22 protein-coding genes, 1 tRNA gene and 1 pseudogene are annotated in these 24,100 nt (G+C 70.2%); 12 read left to right on the forward strand and 12 right to left on the reverse strand.

Annotated features, from left to right (window positions below):
• Positions 1 to 18 precede the first annotated feature (18 nt).
• The gene (locus Aco03nite_RS18445) at positions 19 to 1,332 is read right to left on the reverse strand and encodes a PKD domain-containing protein (protein ID WP_203796601.1); all 1,314 of its coding nucleotides are present in this window, start codon (positions 1,330 to 1,332) and stop codon (positions 19 to 21) included.
• Between the two features lie 218 nt (positions 1,333 to 1,550).
• Positions 1,551 to 3,356, reverse strand: coding sequence for a methionine--tRNA ligase (gene metG, locus Aco03nite_RS18450; RefSeq protein ID WP_203796602.1), 1,806 nt, complete (start codon positions 3,354 to 3,356; stop codon positions 1,551 to 1,553).
• Between the two features lie 210 nt (positions 3,357 to 3,566).
• On the opposite strand from metG, the gene Aco03nite_RS18455 reads away from it, so the two are divergent.
• Positions 3,567 to 4,337, forward strand: a complete 771-nt coding sequence (locus Aco03nite_RS18455; protein ID WP_203796603.1) for a hypothetical protein — start codon at positions 3,567 to 3,569, stop codon at positions 4,335 to 4,337.
• A 136-nt stretch (positions 4,338 to 4,473) separates the two neighbouring features.
• Here the strand turns inward: Aco03nite_RS18455 and rsmI are convergent, their stop codons facing one another.
• Positions 4,474 to 5,331 (reverse strand): 16S rRNA (cytidine(1402)-2'-O)-methyltransferase, encoded by an 858-nt coding sequence (gene rsmI / locus Aco03nite_RS18460; RefSeq protein WP_203796604.1) that lies wholly within the window; start codon positions 5,329 to 5,331, stop codon positions 4,474 to 4,476.
• Between the two features lie 75 nt (positions 5,332 to 5,406).
• Between rsmI and Aco03nite_RS18465 the strand changes: the two genes are divergently transcribed.
• The 3 genes from Aco03nite_RS18465 (at position 5,407) to Aco03nite_RS18475 (ending at position 10,102) form a co-directional block, all read left to right on the forward strand.
• Positions 5,407 to 6,987 (forward strand): dolichyl-phosphate-mannose--protein mannosyltransferase, encoded by a 1,581-nt coding sequence (locus Aco03nite_RS18465; RefSeq protein WP_203796605.1) that lies wholly within the window; start codon positions 5,407 to 5,409, stop codon positions 6,985 to 6,987.
• Positions 6,988 to 7,421: 434 nt separating this feature from the next.
• Positions 7,422 to 7,955, forward strand: coding sequence for a superantigen-like protein SSL4 (locus Aco03nite_RS18470; protein WP_203796606.1), 534 nt, complete (start codon positions 7,422 to 7,424; stop codon positions 7,953 to 7,955).
• Positions 7,952 to 10,102 (forward strand): bifunctional polysaccharide deacetylase/glycosyltransferase family 2 protein, encoded by a 2,151-nt coding sequence (locus Aco03nite_RS18475; protein WP_203796607.1) that lies wholly within the window; start codon positions 7,952 to 7,954, stop codon positions 10,100 to 10,102. Before Aco03nite_RS18470 ends, Aco03nite_RS18475 begins: the two co-directional genes overlap by 4 nt.
• Here the strand turns inward: Aco03nite_RS18475 and Aco03nite_RS18480 are convergent.
• The gene (locus Aco03nite_RS18480; protein WP_203796608.1) at positions 10,080 to 11,330 is read right to left on the reverse strand and encodes a GAF domain-containing sensor histidine kinase; all 1,251 of its coding nucleotides are present in this window, start codon (positions 11,328 to 11,330) and stop codon (positions 10,080 to 10,082) included. The genes Aco03nite_RS18475 and Aco03nite_RS18480 overlap by 23 nt on opposite strands.
• 110 nt (positions 11,331 to 11,440) lie before the next feature.
• Here Aco03nite_RS18480 and Aco03nite_RS18485 point away from each other — a divergent pair, with 110 nt between their 5' ends.
• From Aco03nite_RS18485 to Aco03nite_RS18500, 4 genes are read left to right on the forward strand one after another with little or no spacing between them, the layout of a single operon-like run.
• Positions 11,441 to 11,944 carry a DUF2199 domain-containing protein gene (locus Aco03nite_RS18485; RefSeq protein ID WP_203796609.1) on the forward strand — a complete coding sequence of 168 codons (504 nt, stop codon included), beginning with the start codon at positions 11,441 to 11,443 and terminating at the stop codon, positions 11,942 to 11,944.
• A gap of 10 nt (positions 11,945 to 11,954) precedes the next feature.
• Complete coding sequence (locus Aco03nite_RS18490; protein ID WP_203796610.1) at positions 11,955 to 12,416, forward strand: GNAT family N-acetyltransferase; 462 nt, start codon at positions 11,955 to 11,957, stop codon at positions 12,414 to 12,416.
• A 43-nt stretch (positions 12,417 to 12,459) separates the two neighbouring features.
• A complete protein-coding gene (locus Aco03nite_RS18495) occupies positions 12,460 to 12,939 on the forward strand; it encodes a hypothetical protein (RefSeq protein WP_203796611.1) in 480 nt (159 codons plus the stop codon).
• Positions 12,940 to 12,948: 9 nt separating this feature from the next.
• Entirely contained in the window at positions 12,949 to 13,383 is a 435-nt protein-coding gene (locus Aco03nite_RS18500) for a hypothetical protein (RefSeq protein ID WP_203796612.1), read from the forward strand.
• Positions 13,384 to 13,661: 278 nt separating this feature from the next.
• Here the strand turns inward: Aco03nite_RS18500 and Aco03nite_RS18505 are convergent.
• The 6 genes from Aco03nite_RS18505 to Aco03nite_RS18530 form a co-directional block, all read right to left on the reverse strand.
• Positions 13,662 to 13,738, reverse strand: a tRNA-Ala gene (locus Aco03nite_RS18505).
• Positions 13,739 to 13,981: 243 nt separating this feature from the next.
• The gene (gene sepX / locus Aco03nite_RS18510) at positions 13,982 to 14,734 is read right to left on the reverse strand and encodes a divisome protein SepX/GlpR (RefSeq protein ID WP_203796613.1); all 753 of its coding nucleotides are present in this window, start codon (positions 14,732 to 14,734) and stop codon (positions 13,982 to 13,984) included.
• A gap of 101 nt (positions 14,735 to 14,835) precedes the next feature.
• A complete protein-coding gene (locus tag Aco03nite_RS18515; protein ID WP_203796614.1) occupies positions 14,836 to 15,474 on the reverse strand; it encodes a GNAT family N-acetyltransferase in 639 nt (212 codons plus the stop codon).
• A complete protein-coding gene (locus tag Aco03nite_RS18520) occupies positions 15,475 to 16,791 on the reverse strand; it encodes a molybdopterin molybdotransferase MoeA (RefSeq protein ID WP_203796615.1) in 1,317 nt (438 codons plus the stop codon).
• Positions 16,788 to 17,681: a UTP--glucose-1-phosphate uridylyltransferase gene (locus Aco03nite_RS18525; protein ID WP_203796616.1), complete on the reverse strand. Its 894-nt coding sequence runs from the start codon at positions 17,679 to 17,681 to the stop codon at positions 16,788 to 16,790. The genes Aco03nite_RS18520 and Aco03nite_RS18525 overlap by 4 nt, the downstream gene beginning before the upstream one ends.
• 60 nt (positions 17,682 to 17,741) lie before the next feature.
• Positions 17,742 to 19,652, reverse strand: coding sequence for a GGDEF domain-containing protein (locus Aco03nite_RS18530; RefSeq protein WP_239145249.1), 1,911 nt, complete (start codon positions 19,650 to 19,652; stop codon positions 17,742 to 17,744).
• Positions 19,653 to 19,734: 82 nt separating this feature from the next.
• On the opposite strand from Aco03nite_RS18530, the gene Aco03nite_RS54700 reads away from it, so the two are divergent.
• Both Aco03nite_RS54700 and Aco03nite_RS55040 read left to right on the forward strand, forming a co-directional pair.
• A complete protein-coding gene (locus Aco03nite_RS54700) occupies positions 19,735 to 20,673 on the forward strand; it encodes a 5-formyltetrahydrofolate cyclo-ligase (protein ID WP_373872606.1) in 939 nt (312 codons plus the stop codon).
• 416 nt (positions 20,674 to 21,089) lie between these two features.
• A pseudogene (locus Aco03nite_RS55040) lies at positions 21,090 to 21,230 on the forward strand (FmdB family zinc ribbon protein); the annotation flags it as partial.
• A gap of 14 nt (positions 21,231 to 21,244) precedes the next feature.
• Here Aco03nite_RS55040 and Aco03nite_RS53000 read toward each other — a convergent pair.
• A complete protein-coding gene (locus Aco03nite_RS53000) occupies positions 21,245 to 21,427 on the reverse strand; it encodes a hypothetical protein (RefSeq protein ID WP_239145258.1) in 183 nt (60 codons plus the stop codon).
• A 679-nt stretch (positions 21,428 to 22,106) separates the two neighbouring features.
• On the opposite strand from Aco03nite_RS53000, the gene Aco03nite_RS18545 reads away from it, so the two are divergent.
• Positions 22,107 to 22,643 carry a hypothetical protein gene (locus Aco03nite_RS18545; RefSeq protein ID WP_203796619.1) on the forward strand — a complete coding sequence of 179 codons (537 nt, stop codon included), beginning with the start codon at positions 22,107 to 22,109 and terminating at the stop codon, positions 22,641 to 22,643.
• A 513-nt stretch (positions 22,644 to 23,156) separates the two neighbouring features.
• Here the strand turns inward: Aco03nite_RS18545 and Aco03nite_RS18550 are convergent.
• Complete coding sequence (locus Aco03nite_RS18550; protein ID WP_203796620.1) at positions 23,157 to 23,336, reverse strand: hypothetical protein; 180 nt, start codon at positions 23,334 to 23,336, stop codon at positions 23,157 to 23,159.
• A gap of 64 nt (positions 23,337 to 23,400) precedes the next feature.
• Between Aco03nite_RS18550 and Aco03nite_RS18555 the strand changes: the two genes are divergently transcribed.
• Entirely contained in the window at positions 23,401 to 23,724 is a 324-nt protein-coding gene (locus tag Aco03nite_RS18555) for a translation initiation factor 2 (protein WP_203796621.1), read from the forward strand.
• Positions 23,725 to 24,100: the final 376 nt, after the last annotated feature.

The following is a 24,100-nucleotide window of genomic DNA, read 5'->3' on the forward strand; positions in this document are numbered from 1 at the left end:
AAGACCCAGCTACGAGGTTCAGTTCCGGGTCAGCCACGCTTCGCGGGTCTTGCTCCGGAAGTTCTCGGCGTCGTCCCAGGCCCACGCGTAGGCGAGGACACCCTGGTTCTTCTTGGAGCCGGCCGGCACCTTGACCGACCACTTGCCCTTGACGACCTTCGTCCACAGGGCGACCGAGCTCCGGAGGCACAGCCGCTCCTGGTCGGCGCCGCTGTAGTAGCGCTTCCACTGCTTCTTGCCGTTGAGGCAGTAGGTCTTGCCGTCGGCGGTGACCCGCAGCACGGTCATGTAGACGAACCGGACGCCGGCGCCCTTGTCGGTCGCGGTGCCCTTGATCGTGCGCCAGGAGCTGGCCTTGTTCGCCGGGGACGGCTTGGTGATCGTCAGCGTCGGCTTCCAGGAGTCCTTGGCCAGGCTGACGGTGCCGACGTTCTGGTTGACGCTGTAGCCCTTGGCGTTGTACCAGGAGACCTTGATGATGCGCTTGCCGGTGACCTTGCTGCCGTTGACCGGGACGTACCGCTTCTGGACGGCGTCCCACTTCCACTGGTAGATGACGTGGCCACGGATGGCCGCGCCCTTCTTCGCCTTGTGGACCGACGGCCAGCCGTCACTCCAGTCGATCCGGAAGTGGGTCGCGCCCGCCGGGATCGTCTTGGTCGTGACGGTGAACAGCTCACCCTGGTACAGGTTCTTCTTGCTCAGGGTCACCGTGCCGGTCGCGGTGGTCACCGCGACGGTCTTGGCCGGGGTGACCAGAGCGTTGCCGGCCGGGTCCTTGACCGTGACGACGACCTTGAAGGACCCCTTCTTGGTGTACGTCTTCCGCACGGTCGTGGTGCTGGCCGCGAGCGGGCTGGTCGTGCCGTCACCCCAGTTGATCACCCGGGACAGCTTCGACGTCGCGTCGGTCGGGTCGGCCAGGTCGGCGGCCGTCTGCGTGAACGTGACGACCTGGCCCAGCCAGATCGACGAGTAGTTCAGCTTGAAGTTGGCCTTGGTCGGGCCCTTGGTGTCCTTGACCGGGCTCTGGCTCGGCGTCGGGGAGGAGGACACGCTGTCCGACGGGACCGGCACCGACGGCTCCACCGAAGCGGAACCCGACGGCTCCACCGACGGCTCGACCGACGTGGGCGCCGACGGCACCGGCGACGCGGAGTCGGACGGCTCGACCGAAGCGGACTCGGACGGCTCCGCGGACTCGGACTCGGTCACGGTGGCCGGAGTGGACGGCTCTTCAGCAAGGGCGGGCGACGCGTAGACCGCACCGCCGGCGATGATCGCGCCGCTGACCAGGGCGGTCAGCGCCGGCCGGATGAGGCGTGACTTCAAGGAGACTCCTTAAGAGATGGGAGCCACACGAGAAACCAGCGCCGTTACGTACCGGTACCGATGAAACGCCCCCGTTCCCCCGTGGCGGAGTGACAGTATCGGATCCACACACGACCATCAATCCCATTTTCGATCACCACCAGTGTGATCGGACACATTGACGAAAATGCCCGCCGGCGCAGTGCGCGCCGACGGGCATCCTCAAGCGAAACAGCAGGTCAGGCGTCGTCCCCACCGAGGCGGGCCAGCTCCTCCTCGACCACCGACGGGTCGAGCTTGCGGAAGATCGGCGTCGGCGCCGCGAGCGGGGTGCCGGCCACCAGCGGCACCGACTCCCAGCGAGCACCCACTGTGTAGTCACCGGTGAGCACCGGGTAACCCGGGCCGCCGTCCAGATCCTCGACCTCTTCGATCCGCGGCATCGGGGCGTGCACACCCTCGCCGCCGAGCAGCTCGAACACCTTCTGCGCGGAGTGCGGCAGGAACGGGGTCAGCAGCGTGTTCGCGTCGCTGATCGCCTGCAGCGCCACGTGCAGCACGGTCGCCTGCCGCGGCTTGTCCTCGTCGGACTTCAGCTTCCACGGGGCCTGGTCGGACAGGTACTTGTTCGCCTCGGCGACCAGCCGCATCGCCTCGCCGATCGCGGCCTTCTGCCGGTGCTTGCCGATCAGCTCGCCGACCGTGGCGAACCCGGCCCTGGCCACCTCCAGCAGCGCGAGGTCCTCGGCGGTGAACTCACCGGGGGTGGGGATCACGCCGAAATTCTTCGCGGCCATCGACACCGAGCGGTTGACCAGGTTGCCCCAGCCCGCCACCAGCTCGTCGTTGTTGCGCCGGACGAACTCGGCCCAGGTGAAGTCGGTGTCGTTGGACTCCGGCCCGGCCGCCGCGATGAAGTAGCGCAGGGCGTCCGCGTCGTAGCGCTCCAGGAAGTCACGCACGTAGATGACCACCCGGCGGGACGAGGAGAACTTCTTGCCCTCCATCGTCAGGTACTCACTCGACACCACCTCGGTCGGCAGGTTGAGCTTGCCCAGCTCGCCCGCGACACCCGCCTTGTCGCCCTCGCCCGAGTAACCGAGCAGCAGGGCCGGCCAGATCACCGAGTGGAAGACGATGTTGTCCTTGCCCATGAAGTAGTAGCCGAGCGCGTCCTTGCCCTGCGCGTCGGCCGACCACCACTGCCGCCAGGCATCCGGGTCGCCGGTGCGCCGGGCCCACTCGATCGACGCCGACAGGTAACCGATGACCGCGTCGAACCACACGTAGATGCGCTTGTCACCGCGGTCGCGCCAGCCGTCCAGCGGGATCGGCACGCCCCACTCCAGGTCCCGGGTGATGGCCCGGGGCTGCAGGTCGTCGAGCAGGTTGCGGGAGAACTTGAGGACGTTGGGCCGCCAGTTCTCCCGGTGGTCCAGCCAGCCGCCGATCGCCTCGGCGAACGCCGGCAGATCCAGGAAGAAGTGCTCGGTCTCGACGAACTTCGGGGTCTCCCCGTTGATCCGGGACCGCGGGTTCACCAGCTGCTCCGGGTCGAGCTGGTTGCCGCAGTTGTCGCACTGGTCGCCACGGGCGCCGTCGTAACCGCAGATCGGGCAGGTGCCCTCGATGTAGCGGTCCGGCAGGGTGCGGCCGGTGGACGGGGAGATGGCGCCCAGCGTGGTCCGGGCGACGATGTACCCGTTCTTGTGGAGGCCCTCGAACAGCTCCTGGACGATCGCGTAGTGGTTGCGGGTGGTGGTCCGGGTGAACAGGTCGTAGGAGAGGCCGAGCCCGTGCAGGTCCTCGACGATCACCCGGTTGTACCGGTCGGCGAGCTGCCGCGGGGTGACCCCGTCGGCGTCGGCCTGCACCTGGATCGGGGTGCCGTGCTCGTCGGTGCCGGAGACCATGAGCACGTCGTGGCCGGACATCCGCATGAACCGGCTGAAAACGTCGGAGGGCACCCCGAAGCCGGAGACATGACCGATGTGGCGCGGGCCGTTGGCGTAGGGCCAGGCGACCGCGGCGAGAACGTGACTCATGGCGACCAAGCGTAGTGACCGCTCCGGCCGATCCGCGAACGGATTGCCTCTCTCTGCGCCGACGGGCCGATTTGTCCCGACACGCCCGATCATTGGCGGGCTCGGCGGAGGGGTCGGGCGTTCAATGGAACGGTGACCGGAAACCCGCCTCATCCAGGGGAAACGCCTGACGGACCAAGCGACCCGCCCCTCGTCACCACCGGCGAGCTGATGATCATCGAGCCGCGAGCGGAGACGCCGCGCCCCGAGACGCCGCGCGCCGAGACGCCGCCCTTCGGGATTCCACCCGTCGCGTTGCCGCTCCCGGAGCTCGAGTTCCACGGGCCGGGGGTCACGCCGCTGCCGGAGTTCTCCGGCGACCCGGAGGTGACGGCCCGGCTGGAACGGCTGGAGAACTCGCCGTTCTGGCTCAGCGAGGAGGAACGCCGCGCCGCGGAACACCGGCCGGCCGACTTCGAGTCACCACCCCGCCACCAGCGGCTCCCGGCCCGGCACCCGGTGACCGCCCTGACCTCGCTGGTGCTGCTCGGCCTGCTGGCGGCGTTCTTCGGCTGGGTCAGCGCGGAACCGTTCTGGCTGGCCGTCGGGCACGGCGACCGCGGGTACGCGACCACCACCCGGTGCGCCGGGGACGGCATCACCCAGCGCTGCGTCGGGCGGTTCGTCACCCGGGACGGTGCCGTCGTCGCCGCCCGGGTGACCCTGCTCGGGATCTCCGGCACCGGGCGGCAGCCGGGGTCGATCGCGCCGGCCCGGATGGTGAGCCCGGACAGCGATCAGGTCTACACCACGGCCACCGGGCCGCTGACCCACTTACGGTGGGGCCTCGGGTTCCTGTTGGTGCTGATCTGCGGGTACGCCATCGCGGTCACGACCGGGGCCCGGCGGCTGCCCTCCCGGCTGGCCCGGCGGGGCGCCACCATCGCCAGCTTCCTCGGCCCGGTCCTGCTGCTCGGCGGTTTCCTGGTGGCCGCCTACTGAAAGGACGAGATGGTGGCCGCCTGTTGAAGGGTCTGACCGTGACCCGGCACCCCTCTCCCGGCGGTCGCCGGACGGGCCCGGACCCCGGCCGGGCCTCGCGGTGTGGCCACGGGACCGTTTCGGTAGGCGTACAAAATCAGGTTTTGTCGTGGACCAGCGCGTAGACCTCGCGTTTGCGCAGACCGTAAGCGTCGGCGACCGCCTGGATCGCGTCCCGCCGGGACTGCCCGCCGGCCTCCCGCTCGGCCACCGCCGCGCGCAGCTCGTCGTCGTCCGGCGGAGTCGGCGGACCGGCCGGCGCACCCGCCACCACCAGGGTGATCTCGCCGCGCGGCGGGTCCTCGACGGCGCCGGCGGCGAGCGCGCCCAGGCCGTCCCGGCGGATCTCCTCGTACGTCTTGGTCAGCTCTCGGCAGAGCGCGGCCGGCCGGTCCGCGCCGAAGATCGACGCCAGATCCTCCAGCGCGCCGGAGATCCGGTGCGGCGCCTCGAAGAAGACCAGAGTGCGCTGCTCGGCGGCGAGTTCCCGCAGGCGGGAGCGCCGGTTCGAGCCGGAGCGGGGCAGGAAGCCCTCGAAGACGAACCGGTCGCTGGGCAGCCCGGAGAGGGCGAGCGCGGTGGTCACGGCGCTCGGGCCGGGCGCCGAGGTGACCGGGAACCCGGCGTCGAGCGCGGCCCGGACCAGCCGGTACCCGGGGTCGGACACGCTCGGCATGCCGCCGTCGGTGACCACCACCACGACCTTGCCGGACTCCAGCGCCTCGACCAGCTCGGGGGTGCGGCGCTCGTCGTTGCCCTCGAAGTAGGACACTACACGCCCGGTGACCGTGACGCCGAGGTCCTTGGCGAGCCTGCTCAGGCGGCGGGTGTCCTCGGCGGCGACGACGTCCGCCGAGGCCAGCACCTCGCGGAGGCGCGCCGAGGCGTCGCCCGTGTTACCCAGCGGGGCGCCCGCCAGCACGACCCGGCCACCGGCTTCTTCTGCATCCGACATCGGAAAAGTCCATCACATCCCAGGACGCGCCGACGGTGGGCATCGGTTCTCAGGGCCAGGTCCTACGATCGCGGGGTGACGACGGCGGCGACTGCTGAGAAAGACACCACCACCGCGGACTCCCCCGCCGAGGCGGAGTCGCCGGGCGTGCGTGCCATCCCCGACATCGTCCGGCGCCGCCTGTCGACGCTGGACCGGCGCTTCGACCCCTACTCCTGGCTGGTCACCGTGCTCATCACGGTGGTCGCCGGGCTCCTGAGGTTCGCGGGTCTCGACAAACCCAAGGGTTACATCTTCGACGAGGTGTACTACCCGACCGATGCCTGGGACATGCTCCAGCACGGCGTGGAGTGGGACGAGAAGACCGACAGCGCGGCGTACGTGGTGCACCCACCGCTCGGCAAATGGCTCATCGCGGCGGGTGAGTACCTGTTCGGCAACAACGAGTTCGGCTGGCGGTTCTCCACCGCCGTGGCCGGAACCCTGATGGTGCTGATCCTGATCCGGATCGCCTATCGGATGTTCCGTTCGATCGTGCTGGCCGGAGCGGCCGGCCTGCTGATGGCCCTCGACGGCTTCCAGATGGTGCTGTCCCGCACCTCGCTGCTGGACATCTTCATCTCCCTGTTCATCCTGATGACGTTCGCCGCGATGCTGCTGGACCGGGATCACTACCGGCGCCGCTTGCAGCAGGCCCTGGACGACGGTTACGACCCGGACAAGACCCCGCACCTGCCCCGGTTCGTGCCGTGGTGGCTGCTGGTCGCCGGGATCACCTTCGGCATGGCCTGCGGGGTCAAGTGGAGCGCGCTGTTCTTCGCCCCGTTCCTGGCCGCCCTGGTGCTCGTCTGGCGGGCACAGACCCGCCGGTCCGCCGGGGTGCACGGGCCGATCATCGCCGGGATCCTCGGCGACCTGGGCTGGCTGTTCCTCAGCTTCGGCATCGCGATCCTGGTCTACCTGGCCTGCTGGACCGGCTGGTTCGTCACCGACGACGGCTACTTCCGGCACTACCGCGCCGACAACGGCTGGAGCGAGCCCCCGGTCATCGGTTCGCTGCTCAACCTGGCCCACTACCACTCGGAAGCCTTCAACTTCCACACCGGACTGACCCAGAAACACACCTACCAGTCCTGGCCCTGGCAGTGGCTGCTGCTCGGCCGGCCGGTCGCGTTCTACTGGAGTTCGGCGGGCGCCTGCGGGGCCACCAGCTGCGCGGCCGAGATCCTGCTGCTCGGCACGCCGATCCTGTGGTGGTCGTTCCTGCCCGCGCTGGGCATCGTGACCTGGTTCGGCATCACCCGGCGCGACTGGCGGGCGTTCGCTCTGCTCACCGGGGTGGTGGCCGGGCTGCTGCCGTGGTTCTACTTCGCGGTCAAGGACGGCCGGACGATGTTCGCCTTCTACGCGATGCCGGCGCTGCCGTTCCTGATCCTGGCGGTGGTCTACGCCCTCGGGGCGATCATGACGCCACCGGACGGGATGCTGGCCGGGGCGGAACGCTCCGATCGCCAGATCGTCGGCACCGTGGTGGCGGCGACCTTCGTGGCGCTGGTCGCGCTCTGCTTCGCCTACTTCTACCCGGTCTTCGTCGGGACGCTGATGCCTTACGACGACTGGTCGGTGCGCATGTGGCTGGGCGGGCGCTGGATCTGACGGCGCGGGCGCCGGATCTGACGGCGCCTGAGCCGCGCGTCTCGCGTCGGCCGGCAAATAGAGCACGCCCCGATCGCCTGCCACGGGGGAAGCGGGCGATTGGGGCGTGCATCTGAAGCTTAACGAGGTGAGATGGCGTGCACAACGGGTGGCCGGGCCAGATTATCGCTTCGGACATATGCCGCCTAGCTCTCTTATCGGTTTAATCGATTCACGAAAACTGCTCGGAAAACGAGTCGGGAAAGCGACAAAAAATTGACAGGCGGGCAGCCGTAACTTTTTTGTCCCACCACTGGAGCCCAGCTGCGGCACCCGTCCCGACCGGGCCAAACTCGAGGCCCCGCCATTTCGTCCCATTTCTTGTGATCAGTCGGCTGTCCCCCTTGTGAGTGATACGTGCCAAGATCGCGATAAATGTTCTTAAGCTTCGCCGGGTGACTGAGCACAACATCGACCCCCATGCCCCGGACACCGAAGTGATCGCCGTACCGGAGCCCGCACCGGTGTTCGTGGACTCGACCGGGCGGCGCAGCCGGCTCCTGCGGCGGGTGGCCCTGGCGTTCGGTGTCGTCCTCATCGGGTACGTCGGACTGGTCAGCGTCAGCCTGGCCGGTGGACCGATCAGCTCCAGCGCCGTGCTGCCGCTCCCCGGACTCGACGACGAGCCGGAACCCGAGGCCACCCCGCCCCCGACCCCGGAACCGGCGCCCAGCGCCACCGCGTCGGCCCGGATCCTGGAGTCGGCGACCCGCACCCCGGAGCAGCGGCGCCCGATCGCCGCCCCGACGTCGCGCAAGGCCTCGCCCGTCCCGTCGAAGTCCCCCACCCCGAAGCCGTCGGTCTCCACGGCGCCGAGCCCGAGCGTCACCAAGCCGCTGGAGTCGGCGTCGGTCAGCCGCTCCCCGGAACCGAGCGCCACCTCACCGACACCGCAGCCGCCCGTCGCCCCCAGCCGGGCGGCGCCGTGAGAAGCGTCCTGCCCCGCCCCCGGGTGCTCCTCGGGGTCCTGCTGGCCGGCTCGTTCCTCGCGGTGCTGATCGTGCAGGCCTACATCAACGCCGAGTTCACCGGTGACCATCTGGAGAGCGAGGTCGGCGACCAGGACGGGGTGCCGGCCGCGATCCTCGACGGCGGCCCGATCATCAACACCACGGGCGGCCAGGCGAGCACCAACCGGCTGCCGGCCCGCACCATCGCGCTCACCTTCGACGACGGCCCCGATCCCGAGTGGACGCCGAAGGTCCTGGAGGTGCTGGAACGGCACGACGCGCACGCCACGTTCTTCGTCGTCGGCTCCCAGGTGGCCCGCCACCCGCAGCTCACGAAGCAGATCGTGACCGGCGGGAACGAGCTCGGCCTGCACACCTTCACCCACCCCAACATGCAACGGCTCGCCCCGTGGCGGCGGGAGCTGGAGCTGTCCCAGACCCAGATGGCGATCGCGAAGGCGACCGGGACACGCACCCACCTGGCCCGGTTCCCCTACTCGTCGAAGAACGCGGCGATCGACGAGGTGAACTGGAAACTGGTCCAGGAGGCGGGGGCGCTCGGCTACCTGGTCGTCGTCAACGACACCGACAGCGAGGACTGGCAACGGCCCGGCGTCGACAGGATCGTCCAGAACGCCACGCCGCCCGGCGACCAGCCGGCGGTCATGCTCTTCCACGACGCGGGCGGCGACCGCGCGCAGACCGTGGCGGCCCTCGACCGGTTCATCCCGGCGATGAAGGCCCGCGGCTACCGGTTCACCACCGTCACCGAGGGCCTCAACCTGGCCATCGCCGAACACACCGCGAAAACGGTCACGCCGCTGCCGCTCAACCCCGGTGCGCCCTCCGCCGACCAGTGGCGGGGCACCGCGCTGATCTGGACCGTCAACCTCGCCGACGGCATGGTCTTCCTGATCGCCGGCCTGTTCCTGGTGGTCGGGACACTGACCATCGGCCGTACGCTGCTGCTGCTGATCCTGGCCACCCGCAACGCCCGGCAGCGCCGCCGCCCCGGCTGGACCTGGGGCCCGCCGGTGACCGAACCGGTGTCGGTGATCGTGCCCGCCTACAACGAGAAGGAGGGCATCGAGGCCGCGGTCCGGTCCCTGGCCGGCGGCGACCATCCGTGGATCGAGGTGGTGGTGGTCGACGACGGCTCCACCGACGGCACCGCCGACATCGTCGACCGGTTGCGCCTGCCCAACGTGCGGATGGTCCGGGTGCCCAACGGCGGCAAACCCAACGCCCTGAACACCGGGGTGGCCCTGGCCCGCCACGACCTGATCGTGATGGTCGACGGCGACACCGTCTTCGAACCCGACTCGCTGCGCCTGCTGGTCCAGCCGTTCGCCGACCCGTCGGTGGGCGCGGTGGCCGGCAACGTGAAGGTCGGCAACCGGGAGACGACAGTCGCGCTCTGGCAGCACATCGAGTACGTGATCGGTTTCAACCTCGACCGGCGGCTGTACGAGGTGATGAACTGCATGCCGACCGTGCCCGGTGCGATCGGCGCGTTCCGGCGGGAGGCGCTCGCCCAGGTCGGCGGGATCAGCGACGAGACCCTGGCCGAGGACACCGACGTCACCATGGCGATGTGCCGGGCCGGGTGGCGGGTCGTCTACGAGGAGAAGGCGCGCGCCTGGACCGAGGCGCCGACCACGATGGAGCAGCTGTACCGGCAGCGGTACCGGTGGAGCTACGGCACGATGCAGGCGATGTGGAAGCACCGCAAGGCGCTGCTCGACTCCGGGCCGTCCGGGCGCTTCGGGCGGGTCGGGCTGCCGTTCCTGGCGCTGTTCGGGCTGGCGCTGCCGATGCTCGCGCCGGTCGTCGACATCATGCTCGTCTACGGGCTGGTCTTCTGGGAGCTGGGCGAGACCGTGACGGCCTGGCTCGGCATGCTGGCGCTGCAACTGTTCACCGCGGCGGTGGCGTTCCGCTTCGACCGGGAGTCGTACCGGCCGCTGCTCCGGCTGCCGTTGCAACAGTTCGCGTACCGGCAGCTGATGTACCTGGTCCTGCTCCAGTCCGCCACCACCGCCCTGACCGGCGGCCGGCTCCGGTGGCACAAACTCAACCGGGCCGGCCTGGCGGTTCCGGCCGTCACGCCACGGCGAGGTCCCTGATCAACTCGCTGGGGATCATTTCCGCGTACGGGAAGACCACGTGCAGGGAGGTGCCGTCGCCGGGCCGGTCGGAGAGGGCCACCGTGGCATGGTGAGCGTCCAGGATCCGCTTCGCCACGGCCAGGCCCCGGTCCGGTCCGGGCACGTCGCCCGGGTTCGCGATGGCGCCGTAGTAGAGGTGCGGGAACAGGTCCGGGCGCATGCCGTCGGGCAGGTCCATGTCGTCCAGGCGCACCGTCGGCCCGGACTCCATCTCGGTGCCCACCCGGACCCGGCCGCCCTCAGGGGTGTACTTGACCGCGGCGAACAGCAGGTGGGTCAGCACCTGTTCGAGGCGTACCGGGTCGGCGATGATCGGCAGCGACGGGCCGCCGGCCTGGTTCAGGATCCAGATGTGCTTGCTGGCGGCGATCGGCCGGACCGCCTCCACCGCGCGCTGGGTGACCCGGGTCAGGTCGCACTGCCGCATGTGCAGGCTCTCCCCGCCCAGCCCGGCCTCGGCCATCGTGGTGAGGTGGTCCAGCAACTCCCGGAAGCCCCGCACGTGCGCCGCGGTGGCCCGGCCGACCAGGTCGGCCATCTCGGCGTCGTGGTACCCGGTGTCGCCGAGGCGTTCCAGGTACGCCGCCATCAGCCGCAGCGACGAGCGCAACTCCCCGCCGACCAGCCCGGCCAGGTCGTCCTTGCGCCGCTCCAGCTCCTGCAGCCGGGCCGTGGTGTTGGCCAGCGCCACGGCGTACCGGCGCAGCTCCAGCTGGGCGGTGACCTGCCGGGCCAGCGCGCGCAGCGCCTGCTGCTGCTCCACGTCCAGTTGGCGGGGCACGGTGTCGGAGACGCAGAGGGTGCCGAGCGCGAAGCCGTCGGTGGTCATCAGCGGGGCGCCGGCGTAGAACCGGATCCCGTTCCCGGCGGTCACCCCCGGATTGTCGGCGAACCGGGCGTCGTCCCGGGCGTCCGGCACCACCAGCAGCTCGCGACTGAGGATGGCGTGGGCGCAGAACGACACGTCCCGCGGCGACTCCACCGGCTCGATGCCGGCGCCGGTCCGGGCCTTGGCCCACTGCCGGTCCGCATCGACCAGGCTGACCATCGCCACCGGGGTCTCGCAGACCGTCGCGGCCAGCGCGACGATGTCGTCGAAGTCCTTCTCCGGCGGGCTGTCGAGGATGTCGAGCGAGTAAAGAGCGGCCAACCGCTCGATCTCGTTGTCGGGCAGCGGTGCTTTCATGATTCAGAGTTACCACCCATAAGTAGCAACCCTTGCTTTTCGCCCAGATCTTCCCGACTGGCCGAACGCACCGCTGATCACAGGCGGTCACGGCCGTATGCTTCCCGGCCATGAGCACCGAGCAGTTCTCCTGCGGCACGTGCGGGGAAACGCACGACGGCCCGCCGCTCAGCTTCGCGGCGCCGGCACCGGACTTCTGGCGCCCGGAGATGGCCGGCCAGGAGGGATGCCTGCTGGACGCCGACCTGTGCGTGATCAGTGGGGAACAGTTCTTCGTCCGCGGCCTGATCGAACTGCCGGTCTGGGACACCGGGGACGTCTTCACGTACAGCATGTGGGTGTCCCTGAGCCGCTCCAACTTCACCCGGGCCGTGGACGTGTGGGAGCAGGCCGGCCGCGAGGCGGAGCCGCCCTACTTCGGCTGGCTTTCCAACATCATCGCCGGGTACGAGCCGTCCACGCTCAACCTGCGGACCAACGTGCACACCAGAGCCGTGGGCCAACTGCCGTACATCGAGCTGGAGCCCACCGGCCACCCGCTGGCGGTCGAGCAGCTGGCCGGCATCACCCGGGCCCGGGTCGAGGAGATCGCCTCCTTCCACCTGCATCGGTAACCTTCACCGGATGGAGCTACGCAGGATCACCCCCGCGAATCTGGACGCCGCCCTGGCTGTGACGGTCCGCCCCGACCAGCAGGACCTGGTGGCCCCGGTGGTCAAATCCCTGGCCGAGGCCTACGTCCACGGAGATCACGCCTGGCCCCGCCTGATCATGGACGGCGAGCAGCCGGTCGGTTTCGTGATGGCCTTCATCCGAACCCCCTGGAACGACGTCCCCGGCGAAGACCTGCGCTCCGGCCTGTGGCGCCTGAACATCGACACGGCCCACCAGGGCAGGGGTTACGGCACGTACGCGGTGGAGGCGGTCTGCGCCGAACTGCGCGCTCAGGGCGAAACCCAGGCGTACGTGACGTACGAGCCCCGGGAGGGCGGCCCGGCCCCTTTCTACAAGGCTCTGGGCTTCCACCCCACAGGCGAAATGAGCGAATCCCAGACCGTCGCGGTACGGGACCTTCACGCTTCCTAAAAAGAGGCGCATAATCGGAAGTCAGGTCACCGGGGAGGTCGCCATGACTGTCGCAGCCGAAGAGACGCGCGTGCTCCACCTGTTCGAGAGGGCCGAGCGCCTGGAAGCGGTGGCCGGCGCCGACAACATCCAGGAGGAGCAGCGCCGGGAGATCCTGGCCACGGTCCGCCAGGCCATCCAGGAGTGCGATCCGGTCCGAGTCACCATCGCGGCCCGGCTGCTGAACCTGAGCCGCAAGACGGTGGAGGCGTGGACCAGGGAAGGCCTTCTGGCCGCGGCCCCCGGCGACCACAAGCGCCTGCTGCTCGACGCGGAACGACTGCACGAGGTGCTGCATCTGGTCCGGGACCTCCGCGCTAGAGGCCGCGACCGCAACCTGCTCGAAGTCGTCTGGTACCGCCTCAACGACCAGGCGCTGATCGAACGCGACGACTTCACCGAGAGCGCCGAGCAGATGAAGCGCGGCGAGGGCAACGTCGTCCGATCGGGCGACACCCGAAAAGCCGGGCAGACGTCTGTCTAACATGGACCGATGCGCACCCGGGTCATCGAAACTCCACGCGCCGCACAGCAGGTCGGGGGCTTGCGGAAGAAGGATCGCGCGGCCTACGAAAAGTTCCTCGACATGCTCGAAGCACAAGGCTGCGCGGCCCTCGGATACCGGCTGACCGGCGACCTGCCCATCGATCACCTCTGCGTGAAGCATCTGATCGGAAGCCTGCGGGTCGTAGTGGGATTCGAGGCCCCCGGTGTGGCCTGGGTACTACTGGTCGGACTGCATGCCCGAGCCGACCCGGGCGTGGACGTCTACACCGAGCTGTACCGCCTGGCCGGCCTGGCCGACATCCCCACCGGAGAACGCCGAAAGCCCACCTGCTGCACCCCGGACGGCACGGCACCCACCGCAACAGCCGAAATCACCAACCTGGCAAACCGAGCACACCAGCTCCGCACCAGATCCCGCTAGCCACCAACCCCCGCCACCAACCCGAAACGCGCAAAAACCGCAAAGCCACCCAAAGCCGACTCACAGGACACGTCCACCGCAACTGACTCGCAGCGCGCGACCACTGCACCGCCATCCGCAGCCAACTCGCGAGGCACGACCACCGCAACGCCACCCGCAGCCGACTCGCAGAGCGCGCCCACCGTGATGCGGGGTTTCCGGGGGCTCGGCCCCCGGAGTAGATATGACAAAGGCGACCCAGGTCCGCGCTTTCCGCGGACAAGGATCGCCTATCGCCTTGGTGGAGCTGTGGGGATTTGAACCCCAGACCCCCTCGATGCGAACGAGGTGCGCTACCAGACTGCGCCACAGCCCCATGTTCTTCCGGTGACGTCGTCGCCTTGGAACGATGAAAGGCTAACAGGTCGGCTCTTCGCCCCGCGAACCGCCCCTCCATCAACTCGCCCGGAGGTGTGGGTGAGGCGAGGCAAGGCCGGTGGGCGTGCGGTAGGGCAACCGCCCGGATGGTGGCCCTGGCCGCCCGGACCAGGCAGCCCCGTCGCCGGGCTCCCACGGTCGCATGACGGCTGGTGCGGGGCCACGCTGACCCCGTACCAGATCATGAGGCGTTGTGGTGTCTTCCCCCGGCCTCGTAGGCGCGGCCGCGCAGACCCCCGCGCCGACGGTAAGAAACCGAGCCTCCGCCGGCTGCCGCTGGGAGGTCGGTGGGTTCGCGGTCCAGGCCCATCGCGGCTCGGCGGACGGCTTCGCGCTGGGCGGCCAGGCGGCGCTGGGCCTCGCGGCGGGCGGCTGCTCTGCGGGCCTGTTCGCGGCGGACCTCGGCCTGGCGGGCGGCCAGCCAGGCGGCCTCGCGGGCCTGGATGCGGCGCCGGTGGCGGTCGGCGATGGCGCGGTTGCGCAGGTGGACCAGGTAGAGGCCGAGGAGGCTGCCGGTGACGGCGAAGCTGATCCAGAAGCCGGGGCCGACGGCTACCACGCCTACCAGCTCGATGGCGTTGAGCAGGACGAGGGCGGCGAAGACGCGGCGGCGGCGGACCACCGCGGGGGTGCCGCGGCGCCGTGCGGAACGGGCGGGGCGGCGGCCGGTGACCAGGCGCAGGCGGCGTTCCGGTGGGGCGGGATCACCCGTTGGGGCCGGTACCGTAACCGTGACCTGGCGGGCGGGGTTTATCGGGCGACGTCCGGGCACGGTGCGGCGACGGCGTTGGCGCTGCAGCACCCGCGCCGTGGACGACGCCCGTTCCGCGGCGAGGCGCTCGGTGGCGTCGTACCGGCGCACCAGCGCCGGGGCGAGGGCGAGCAGCCCGGCCGCGGCCAGGACGGCGAGGAGCACCGAGGTCGGCACCCTCACCCCTCCGTTCCGCCACGGAAAAATGACACGACGGATGCGAGGTTACGGGCGGTAGCGACATTATTTCGCGCGCCGCGCCGGTAGCGACGCGACGTACAAGATCATTTAGCGGTACGAGCGCGGCGCCAGCGTGCCAACAATCCGCCCTCGCCGGCTATCTCCTCGCTGGTCATCGCGTAGCCGAGGTGATCGCGCCAGCCGCCGTCGATGTGCATGTAGCGCTGGTGGTACGCCTCCTCGCGGAACCCCAGCTTCTCCACCACCCGACGGCTCGGCCCGTTCTCCGGCCGGATGTTGACCTCGATGCGGTGCAGCCCGCCCGGCCCGAACGCGTGGTCGACGGCGAGCGCCAGACTGGTCGGGATCACACCCCGGCCGGCCACCCGATGGTCCACCCAGTAGCCCGCGTACGCCGACGCGAACGCCCGCCGCACGATGTTGCCCAGGTTGACGTGCCCGACCAGGCGTTCCCGGCCGTTCTCGAGCAGACAGACGGCGAAGGGCATGCTGTCGCCGTTGCGGGCGGCCCGCTTCATGTCGCGGTAGACGTAGCCGAAGGCCCGTGGCGAGTTCATCTCCGCCCACGGGCCGGGCGGCGCCGACTCCCAGGGCGCCAGCCAGGCCTGGTTCGCGATCCGGACCTCGGACCAGGCCCGGGCGTCACTCCGCTTGTACGGCCGGAGCAGCACCGCTCCCTCCGTCAGCACAGCGGGCCATCCGGGTGTGGTGGCCCCCAGCATTCATCGCCTCCGGTCGAGCAGCAGGACGTCAACGGTCGAGCCGGCGGCTGCGGTGGTGACCCGTTCGCCGAGCACCAGCAGGCCGTTCGCCTCGGCCAAACCGGAGAGAGTGTAAGGCCCACCGGCGAGTGGCTGCACCGTGTAACCGCCACCTCGTCGTTCGGCGACGTGTGCCGGCCGGAATTCGCGCAGGCCACCGGGTGACGACACGGTCTCCAGCAGATGCGCCTTGACCCCGGGGCGGAACACCGGCTCCGCCCCGGCGAGCAGCCGGATCACCGGCCGGGCCAGCACCTCGAAGCCGATCAGGGCGGCGCCGGGCTCCCCGGGCAGGCAGACCACCGGCACCTCCTCGCCGCCGACCGTGCCGAAGCCGAGGGAGGTGCCGGGCGAGAGCGCCACGTCGATGAACTCGACGGTCCCCCGGCCCGGCCCGGGACGTGACAGCACCCGGCGCAGCATGTCGCCGGGCCCGGTGCCGGTGCCGCCGGTCGTGATGATCAGGTCGGCGCGCAGCGTCTGGTCCTCCAGCAGGCCGCGCAGACCTTCCGGGTCGTCGTCGCAGATGCCGATCCGGAAGCCCATCGCGCCCGCCTCGACGGCGGCCGCGGTGAGCGCGTGCGAATTGGCGTCCACCACCTGGCCGGGCTGGCTGGGCCGGCCCACGTCGACCAGTTCGTCACCGGTGGCCACGACCACCACCCGCGGGCTGGGGCGGACCAGGACGTGCCCGATGCCGGCGGCGGCGAAGACGGCCACTATCGGCGGCGTGACGTACGACCCGGCCGACGCGAGGACCTGCCCGACGGCGATCTCCTCACCGGCCCGCCGCACCCCGGAGCCCCGTTTCGGGGCGTGCATGATCTCCACCGCGGCCATGCCCTGGTCGGTCCAGTGCACCGGCACGACCACGTCGGCGCCGATCGGCAGCGGCGCCCCGGCGGCCACCGAGAAACAGGTGCCGGGACTGATCCGAACCGGTCGCCAGTGCGCCGCGCCCATGTCGCCGACCACGTTCAGCCGGACGGTCCGGGCGGTGTTCTCGAACTGCCCGAACGACGGGTGCGACCCGATGCGCCCGGCGCCGGCCAGGTCTTCCCATCGGGCCGCGTACCCGTCGATCGCGGCCTGGTCGAACGCCGGGAACGGGTGCGGGGCGATCACATCGGCCGCAAGCGTGTTCCCGTGCGCCTCGGTGAGGTCGAGGTCGAGCGGAGGCAGCGCGCGGAGCCTGCGCAGCACGCTGCCCAGGTACTCGGCGAGAGGCATCAGCTCGTTGTTGGCAGCGGCCGCCTCGCGATCGGCCGTGGCGGTCATCCCTTCGGGGCGCCGATGAAGTCGGTGAGCCAGGCCCGGAACTCCTCGCCCAGATCGGGCCGCTTCACCGCGAGCTGAACGACGGCCTGGAGGTACCCGAGCGGCATGCCGGTGTCGTAGCGGTGCCCGCGGTAGACGATGCCGTGCACCGGAACGCCGTCGGCGAGCATCGTCGCCATCGCGTCGGTCAGCTGGATCTCGCCGCCGTTGCCGGGCTTGGTGTCGGCGATGACGTCGAAGATCTTGCCGGGCAGCACGTAACGGCCGAGGACCGCCAGGTTGCTCGGGGCCTCCTCCGGCGACGGCTTCTCGACCAGGCCGGTCACCTCGACCACGTTCTCGCCGAGACCGGTCTCGCGGATCGAGGCGATGCCGTAACGGGACGTCTCGTGCGGCGCGACCTCCATGAACGCCAGGACGATGCCACCGGTCTCGGCCTGCAGGTCGAGCATCTGCGGGAGCAGCGGCTTGTCCTCCTCGACGAACTCGTCACCGAGCAGCACCGCGAACGGATTGTCGCCGACGTGCGAGGCGGCGCAACCGACCGCGTGGCCGAGCCCGAGCGGCTCACCCTGGCGGACGGTGTAGATGTCGGCGAGTTCACTGGTCCGGCGTACCGCCGCAAGCCTGGTCTTGTCGCCTTTCTCCTCGAGCCGCGCCTCCACGTCGGGACGGCGGTCGAAGTGGTCCACCATGGCGGTCTTGCCGCGCCCGGTGACCAGCAGGACGTCGCTCAGGCCGGCAGCCGCCGCCTCCTCGACGATGTACTGCAGGACCGGCCGGTCGACGACCGGCAGAAGCTCCTTGGGGACCGCCTTCGTGGCCGGCAGGAAGCGGGTAGCCAACCCCGCCGCTGGGATCACTGCCTTGACGGCGCGCTTCGTCGTCATTCAGTCACTTCACCTTCGCTGTCGTGCCCGGCTGGTTCGGCCTCAAGCATGCCGCCGAGACTAGCGGCCAGGGGCCTGTCTCGCGGCATCCAGATGCCCTTCCGGTACGACGCCGGAAACCCGTTCGGCCAAGCGGTACGTGTCACGGCCGGCGTGCTTGGCCGCGTACAACGCCTCGTCGGCCGCGTCCAGCACCTGCTGCGCCGTCTCACCGTGCTCGGGGAAGACGGCGATCCCGATCGAGACGCTGATCGCGATCCGGTCGTCCAGGCCGGGCCGTCGCGGGTCGACCGGCACCGGCCGCTCCCGCACCGCGGTGCCCAGGCGCTCGGCGACGATCATCCCGCCGTACGCGTCGGTCTCCGGCAGCAGCACCACGAACTCCTCGCCGCCCTGCCGGAACGCCACGTCCACCTCCCGCAGGCCGATCCGGATGCGCCGCGCGAACTCACCGAGCACCTGGTCACCGGCGGTATGGCCGTACGTGTCGTTGACCTCCTTGAAGTGATCGAGGTCGAGGACCAGGACGGTGAGCGTGCGGCCGAACCGGTTCGCCCGCTCCACCTCACGGCCCAGCACCTCACGCAGGTACCGGTAGTTCCACAGCCCCGTCAACGGATCGGTCAACGACAGCCGCTGGGCCTCCTCGTGCACCCGGACGTTGTGCACCGCCACCCCGGCCTGACCGGCGAAGGTACGGACCGTGCGGAGATCGTTGTCCTCGAAACCGGGGCCGCCGAGCCGGTCGTAGAGGGCGAGCACCCCGAGGATCCCGGGGCCCTGATCGGTGTCCTCGCCGGGTGGTGCGCAGATCGGCACGGCGAGATACGACTCACACGCCGGTTCGTCCGGGTCGGCGCCGGTCGTCCCCCGCAAGGGTGAACCGGTCGCCGCCACCGCGCCGAGGATCCCGCGGCCCGGCGTCAGCCGTCGCTGCGACAGGTCACCCGCCCAGTCGCCGGTCAGCCCGTCACCGTGCCGCGCCGCCAGCCGCCCGTCCTCCATCAGCAGGATCAACCCGGCCCGGGCGCCGGTCGCGGTCATCGCGGTCCGCAGGATCACCGGCAGGATCCGGTCCAGGTCGTGGGTGCTGGACAGGGTGTCGCCGAGGATCGCCAGGTGGCGGCGCAGCTGGTCGCGGCTCGCGGTCAAGGCCTGCACGTACGACTGCAGCTCCCGGGTCATCCGGTTGAACGTGCCGGCCAGGCGGCCCAGCTCGTCCGGGCGCGGGATCGGCACCCGGGTGTCCAGGTCGCCGTTGGCCACCCGGTCGGCGGCCCAGGCCAGGTCACCCAGGGGCCTGGTGGTGGATCTCGCCAGCCAGCGGGCCGCGACCACTGCCAGAACCGCGGTGACCAGGACGATCAGGGGGAGGAGGAGGCTCTGGAACGGCGCCTCGGCGGCCGGGGTGGCGGTCAGGACCAGGGTCAGGGGCTGGCCCGGTTCGGGGGGCATCTCCCGTTTCTGCCCGGGGATCCTCGTCTCGCCCAGGGTTACCGTCGTTCCCGACGCCGCACTCAGACGGTCCAGGAAGGCGGTGTCGATGCGGTGGGTGGCGGTCACCGAGATTCCTTGCGCGTACGCGGTGGCGGAGATCGCGGATGTCGGGGTTCTGGTGGGGCTCGTGCAGTTTCCGCCGCTTCTGTTCACGCTCGCTTTTGCGCGGCCCATGATCAACTGATCTGGATCGGACACGTTGATCTCGGTCGCGAGGCCTCGGGTGACCAGTTGATCGGCGACTGCGGCCCGGTTCTCCGGCGGGACCACGGCCACCGCGTCGGCCGCCGCCTGCAGTTGGCGGCAGATCGCGCCCACGGCGGTGCCCACGGTGGTCTCGGCGTGATCGAGGCGTTCGACGGCCCGCTCCCGGTTGACCGTGCCGACGGTCAGCGCGACGAAAACGGATCCGAGCAGAACCGGACCGAGCACGACCACCAGAAATGCGCTGGTCAGCCGGCCACGAAGTGTCACACGTCCTCCCGGAGTGACGTGAGCGTTCCAGCGATGCTGACATAGTGTGCGCCGTTTGCCGGGTTCCAAAAGGGGGTGTTGCATGTCGGATTTAACCGCTGATGCCGAAAAATCACACCAAATAAAGATCGCGCTGCGCGCGCGCCTGCTCACCGTCCGTCGATCACTTTCGGTCGAGGCGCGGTCCCTGGCTGCGATTCAAGTTCAAGATCAAATTCTTGCGCTGGTACGCCTGATCAACGCCCGTGACATCGCCGCCTACGTGCCGGTGGGGTCCGAGCCCGGCGGTCCCGACCTTCCGTACCGGCTGGCGGCCACTCTGTCGCCCGGTGGCCGCCTGTTGCTGCCGATCCTGCTCCCCGACAACGACCTGGACTGGGGGGTGTTCACGGGCACGCTGAGCCCCGCGCCCCGAGGTCTCCTGGAGCCGACCGGCCCGCGCCTGGGCCCCGCAGCGATCCGGCACGTGGACCTGGCCCTGATCCCAGCCCTGGCAGTAGCCGACAACGGCACCCGAATGGGCCGCGGCGGCGGCTCCTACGACCGAGCCCTGTCCCGCCTCCCCACCCCCACCACCGCCCACCGCAACCTGCCCACTTTCCGCGGCCCCACCTCCGACCCCGCGTCCGACCTTGACCCGGCCTCCAGCCCCGACCTCGCCGCCAAGCCCGACCTCAGCCCTGGCCCCAACCCGGCCCTTCACCCTGCCCACAGCCCCGATCCTGGTATCGACCCCCGCGCCGCCCCCAGCCCTGACCCCGATCCCAGCCCCAGCCCCAGCCCCAGCCCCAGCCCCAGCCCCAGCCATGGTTCTCACCTTGGTCCCAGTTCCGATGTCGGTCCTAGTTCTGGTCCTACTCTTGGCCCGCTGACGGTGGCGTTGCTCCACGACGGCGAGGCCCTGCCATCCGTGCCCGCCGACCCTCACGACCGAGCCGTCCAGGCTGTCGTGACCCCTTCCGGAGGCTTTACCTTCTGCCCCGGGCCCGGCCCCGGGCCCACACCGTCCGGACATCCATGACCCGAAAGCCTCGCGCCCGGCGGGCCGAGCGTCCGCAGCCATCTCCAGATCCGGCCGCCGTGCTCGGCAATCGTCGTCAGGCTGCTCGCTGATCACCCTTCAAGCTGTCCGGTGGTCGCCTTCGAGCCGCCCGGTAATCGCCGTCGAACTTCTCGCCGACCGCCGTCGAGGATCGCCGTCGAACTGCCCGGTGGTCGCCTGCAAGCCGATATCGAGGGTCTCGTAGCCTGCGATCCGACCGCGACATCCGTTAGGCTCACGGCCCGGTCCTGCCCTTTTGTCCCGGCCAGCTGTGACCACAGCCACCTACGGCTTCGCGCTCAGACCGGGCGCCGAGTGGACGAATTGACCTCCGATGCCGCAACATTGGCACTCGGAGTTGGCGAGTGCCAGCAGCCGATCGATCCGGAGGGGCCGTGCCTACCTACCAGTACGCCTGCACCGAGTGCGGTGAGCAGCTCGAAGCCGTGCAGTCCTTCTCCGACCCCGCACTCACCGAGTGCCCCAACTGCCAGGGCAAACTCCGCAAGGTGTTCAACTCGGTCGGCATCGTCTTCAAGGGTTCCGGCTTCTACCGCAACGACTCCCGCTCCGGCAGCGTGAGCGCCGAGAAGTCCGCGGCATCTTCCGACACCCCCACGAAGAAGCCGGACGCAACCCCCGCGTCCACCTCATCCACGTCGTCGTCGACCTCGTCAGGTTCGTCAACGTCCTCCACGACGTCGTCGTCCTCGTCGTCATCAGGCAGCAGCACCAAAACCGCAGCTGCTTCCTGACACGAGGCCACACCACAGCTCAACCAGACTCCCTACGCGCCGAGCCGGACTTCCGGCCCGGCGCGTAGTCGTTGTGCCTCGTCAGTCCCACGCCCGGCCCAGGCCCACCCTTCGCCCTCGCTGGTCTCGCCCTCGCTGGCCCTGCCCTTACCGCCTCTCCCTTACCCCTGCCTTCCTACTTTCCCGCCTTCCTGACCTCCTGCCCTCCTGACCTGCAGCCCTCCCGCCTTCCAGCCCGTCTGCCCTTCCACTCTCCTGCCCTCCTGCCCTTCCGCTCTCCTGCCCTCCTGCCCTTCCGCTCTTCCGCCCTTCCGCTCTCCTGTCCTCCTGCCCTTCCGCCCTTCCGCCCTCACGCCCTCACGCCCTCACGCCCTCACGCCCTCACGCCCTCACGCCCTCACGCCCTTCAATGCTTCTGCCCTCCAGCCCTTCCGCCTTTCCCGTCTGCGCCCTTCCCTCCCACCTCGTGGAGCGGGCCTGCCTCCGCCGGATTCATTCGCCTTGTCATCAGCAACGGCCATACCAAGATCTGCTGCAATTTCCGCCGATATCCACAGCGCCCGGTTGTCCACAGGCTCACGCCCACGGCGCTTCGCGGAGTCCTAACGTTCGACCTCCACGGCGTCCGCTGACGAAGCGACAGATCCTGGAGGTCAGATGTCCCGAGCATCCCCGGCAGAACGCGACGAGCGCCTGGACCCGGTCCGCTGGCACCGCCCGACCCGCGGCACCACATTGCGCCTGATCTCGGTGGCAGTGTTGTTGCTCACAGCAGCCGCAGTCCTCTGGTTCAAGCCGGCCACCTGCACCCCGCTCCTGACCGCCCCAGGCCCGACAGCGTCCAGCACAGGCAAGGCAGCACCCCAGTCCTCCACCCAGAACCAGGCCCGAGACCAAACCGAAGGAAAGCCAGCAGCCCGAGCGATCCCATCGGGCAGCGTCGGCGTACCGATCCGCTTGGCCGACCCGACAGCCCTGTCCGTGGTCCGCCCCGGAAACCGAGTAGATCTCCTGCGGTTGGAGTCGGACAAGGACAGAACCACCCCGGTAGCCAACGCAGCCCTGGTCCTGGAGGTGACCGGAGCCGACGACCCGGTGTTAGGCGGCCTCCTGCTGGCCTTGGCCCCCGAGGAGGCCAAACAGGCAATAGCCACCACCGGTCGAGGCTTCGCCATCGTGATCCGCCCGAGCTGACACCCGCCACCCACCCCCACAAGCTGGCACCCGCCACCCAAGTAGGACACGACCGTCCACGCCGATCAGGTGAGGCAGGCCGGGCCGGCGCAGCGGGCAGGGCGGCGCAGCGGGCAGGGCGGCGCAGCGGGCAGGGCGGCGCAGCGGGCAGGGCGGCGCAGCGGGCAGGTGCAGCGGGGCTGGGCCGGCGCAGCGGGCAGGTGCAGCGCAGCGCAGCAGGGCCGAGCGTGGCGCGGCTATCCGCGGTGGGCTGGGTGCAAGGCACGGCCAGCCGGGCCAGCGCGGCGGGCTGGGCCGGCGCAGCGGGCAGGTGCAGCGCAGCGCAGCGGGGCCGAGCGTGGCGGGGCTATCCGCGGTGGGCTGGGTGCAAGGCGCGGCCAGCGGGCCCTTAACCTGCCCGCGCCCGGACGTGGGCGGTGAAATCCGGGCCCGCCCGGACGTGGGCGGTGTAGTCCGGGCGCGACAGATTGCCCTTCTTCGCCGGTGATCTCTGGTCTCCGGCGGGAGGGTGGGTCAGCCCCAGTGCGGCGGGCGGTCTTCGAGGAGGCGGTCGTCGTTGGAGTAGGAGCGTTCGCCCCAGCCTCGTTCGGTGTCGTCTCGGGTCTGCTCGGGCAGCACCGGGGCCTCTTCGGACTCGAAGTCGACTTCGCGTTCGGCGTCGTTGTCACGCTCGGGCTGGTCCAGGATGTCCACGTCTATGAGGGTAAGCGGACAGCACCGCAGCCGTCGTCCCCCTCCGGTTGTACCGTCGGTGAACGTGAGTTCCCCCAACCTTCCGGGCGACGACGCCTACTGGCAGCGGCCCGACCCGGCAGCCGAGTCACTCGGTCGTCCCGAGCCCGTTCCGGCGGCCGAGCCGATCAGCTATTCGGGTCCGCCGCGCGCCGAGCCGCCGCCCGCCGACTGGCGCCCGCCGACGATCGCACATCCGCCGCCGCCGCGTCGCCTGCCGGCTCAGGACGACGACTCTCTGGACGAGGCCGAGGGCTCTGCCCGAACCTTCACCTACGGGGTGGGCCTGATCGCCGGGGCCATCTCCCTGGTCGTCGTCTGCCTGCTCTGCTCACGCCTGGTCTTCTGAGGCTCCCAGCCGGCCGTCAGACGCCGCACGCCTGGTCTTCCGAGGCTCCTAGCCGGCCGTCAGACGCCGCACGCCTGGTCTTCCGAAGCTTCCAGCCGGCGTCAGACGCCGCACGCCTGGTCTTCTGAGGCTCCCAGCCAGCCGTCAGACGCCGCACGACTCCCTCGTGCCAGCTGGTCGACAGACTCCAGGGCCTGATTCCGACTGGGATGCGCCGGGGCGTGGCGACGCTCTCCGACGCGCTGAGTCGGCGGTGCCGGTTTCAGCGGCGGATGGGGTGGCTCATATCGGAGGGCCACCCGATCCGGGCTGCACACCGGGCGAATCGGCTGCCTGGCAGGCAGGTTGGACGCCTGCCAGCCAGCTGAACGCTTGG

Origin of the sequence: Actinoplanes couchii, assembly GCF_016862075.1 — a bacterium.
Classification (GTDB): domain Bacteria; phylum Actinomycetota; class Actinomycetes; order Mycobacteriales; family Micromonosporaceae; genus Actinoplanes; species Actinoplanes couchii.

Bases quoted from the DNA above. Each gene is read 5' to 3' on its own strand.
- metG (WP_203796602.1), bottom strand. From the start codon at position 3,356: ATGAGTCACGTTCTCGCCGCGGTCGCCTGGCCCTACGCCAACGGCCCG.
- Aco03nite_RS18455 (WP_203796603.1), top strand. From the start codon at position 3,567: ATGATCATCGAGCCGCGAGCGGAGACGCCGCGCCCCGAGACGCCGCGC.
- rsmI (WP_203796604.1), bottom strand. From the start codon at position 5,331: ATGTCGGATGCAGAAGAAGCCGGTGGCCGGGTCGTGCTGGCGGGCGCC.
- Aco03nite_RS18480 (WP_203796608.1), bottom strand. From the start codon at position 11,330: ATGAAAGCACCGCTGCCCGACAACGAGATCGAGCGGTTGGCCGCTCTT.
- Aco03nite_RS18485 (WP_203796609.1), top strand. From the start codon at position 11,441: ATGAGCACCGAGCAGTTCTCCTGCGGCACGTGCGGGGAAACGCACGAC.
- Aco03nite_RS18490 (WP_203796610.1), top strand. From the start codon at position 11,955: ATGGAGCTACGCAGGATCACCCCCGCGAATCTGGACGCCGCCCTGGCT.
- Aco03nite_RS18495 (WP_203796611.1), top strand. From the start codon at position 12,460: ATGACTGTCGCAGCCGAAGAGACGCGCGTGCTCCACCTGTTCGAGAGG.
- Aco03nite_RS18500 (WP_203796612.1), top strand. From the start codon at position 12,949: ATGCGCACCCGGGTCATCGAAACTCCACGCGCCGCACAGCAGGTCGGG.
- Aco03nite_RS18515 (WP_203796614.1), bottom strand. From the start codon at position 15,474: ATGCTGGGGGCCACCACACCCGGATGGCCCGCTGTGCTGACGGAGGGA.
- Aco03nite_RS18520 (WP_203796615.1), bottom strand. From the start codon at position 16,791: ATGACCGCCACGGCCGATCGCGAGGCGGCCGCTGCCAACAACGAGCTG.
- Aco03nite_RS18525 (WP_203796616.1), bottom strand. From the start codon at position 17,681: ATGACGACGAAGCGCGCCGTCAAGGCAGTGATCCCAGCGGCGGGGTTG.
- Aco03nite_RS54700 (WP_373872606.1), top strand. From the start codon at position 19,735: ATGTCGGATTTAACCGCTGATGCCGAAAAATCACACCAAATAAAGATC.
- Aco03nite_RS18545 (WP_203796619.1), top strand. From the start codon at position 22,107: ATGTCCCGAGCATCCCCGGCAGAACGCGACGAGCGCCTGGACCCGGTC.